The sequence below is a fragment of the Neisseria sp. P0021.S005 genome, assembly GCF_051956955.1.
The window spans coordinates 1-1,461 of sequence record NZ_JBQCWY010000739.1 but is presented as its reverse complement, the minus strand read 5'-3'; the positions used below and the strand labels follow the sequence as shown (position 1 = coordinate 1,461).

Below are 1,461 nucleotides of genomic sequence, written 5' to 3'. Positions count from 1 at the left end.
TAGTCTTGTTGCTCTTCTGCAAGAGCGATGGCTGCAACCAGAGTATCATGTTTTTCATACTCTTTTTTCAGATCGCAGGCAATGATTTCTTCGGTAGATTCACCGATCAACAGTTTACCCAATTCTTGCAGATTAGGCAGACCTTCCAAGAACAAAATACGCTCGATTAAATCGTCTGCGGATTTCATCTCGCGGATGGATTGTTTGAAGAAGTGTTCGCCCAATTCTTCAAAGCCCCAGTTTTTCAAAATGCGGGCATGCAGGAAGTATTGGTTAATGGTAATCAGCAACAAACCTAAGTTTTTGTTCAGCTCGCGAATAACTAAGCGATCGCCTTTCATATTCAGCTCCTTAATATGTTATACGCTAGATTACAGTTGGCTTTGGTAGTAGTTGCCTTCGCCGACCAATTCGATCAGACGCAGTTGTTGTTCCAACCAGTGAGCGTGATCTTCTTCAGTGTCTTTCAGTTGGGCAATCATCAAATCGCGGGTAACGTAGTCTTGAGCTTCTTCGCACAATTTGATGCCTTTTTTCAGCGCATCGCGTACTTCGTATTCAGTGTTCAAGTCTGCTTTCAGACAAGAGATTACGTCAGTACCGATGTTCAGTTCGGCACGTGTCATTTTAGGAGTACCGCCCAACATCAGGATACGACGGATGAAGTCTTCGGCGTGAGTGGTTTCTTCTTCCATCTCGTGGTTCAAACGTTCGAACAGTTTGGTGTAACCCCATTCAGAGTACAGGCGAGAGTGGATAAAATATTGGTCGCGAGCAGCCAACTCACCAGACAATAATTCGTTCATGTAATCAATAACTGCTTGGTTGCCTTGCATAATTCTTTCTCTTTCTTTTAAAAGTTGATAATCACGAAATGAAGATTCGTGTGTTGTTATGGAACGAGGTAATTGTATGCACAAGAAGCACTTTTGACAAATTTTCTATTTAAAATACAAACAATTATCAAAAAAGTTAACCAGCCAAAAAGGCCGTCTGAAAAATTAATCCCCTGTTTTTAATGACAATTTTTTGACATTAGTATTAAGAATCCATTGCATCATTCAAAAACATTTACATTTGTTAACCATAAATAAAAGCAAATAATCCAACAAAATCAATCAAATTTAATTATGAATTATTCTCAACTGCTTTTGCCTCATTTTTTTGAATCTTCTACTCCGTCAATACTTAGGAATCGTGCTATAATCGCCAGTTATCTTTTTTTTAAGCACCTAGCTGAAACACATAAATTATCATGAAACAAATCCGCAATATTGCCATCATCGCCCACGTCGACCATGGCAAAACCACATTAGTTGACCAGTTGCTGCGTCAGTCCGGTACATTCCGTTCCAACCAGCAAGTCGAAGAACGCGTCATGGACAGCAACGATCTTGAAAAAGAACGCGGCATTACCATTCTCGCTAAAAATACCGCCATCGAATACGAAGGCTACCACAT

The 1,461-nt window shown here is 40.2% G+C and carries 3 protein-coding genes; 1 reads left to right on the top strand and 2 read right to left on the bottom strand.

Going from position 1 to position 1,461, the window contains the following annotated elements:
* Together bfr (ACTHUE_RS18875) and bfr (ACTHUE_RS18870) are read right to left on the bottom strand one after the other, a co-directional pair.
* Positions 1-341 (bottom strand): bacterioferritin (bfr, locus tag ACTHUE_RS18875; protein WP_440424163.1); only part of this gene is annotated, 341 nt, incomplete at its 3' end.
* Between the two features lie 30 nt (positions 342-371).
* On the bottom strand, positions 372-836 hold the full coding sequence (gene bfr / locus ACTHUE_RS18870; protein ID WP_004520304.1) for a bacterioferritin: 465 nt from the start codon (positions 834-836) through the stop codon (positions 372-374).
* Between the two features lie 419 nt (positions 837-1,255).
* On the opposite strand from bfr (ACTHUE_RS18870), the gene ACTHUE_RS18865 reads away from it, so the two are divergent.
* Positions 1,256-1,461, top strand: a 206-nt coding sequence (locus ACTHUE_RS18865) for a GTP-binding protein (RefSeq protein ID WP_440424162.1), incomplete at its 3' end; no start/stop codon positions are given.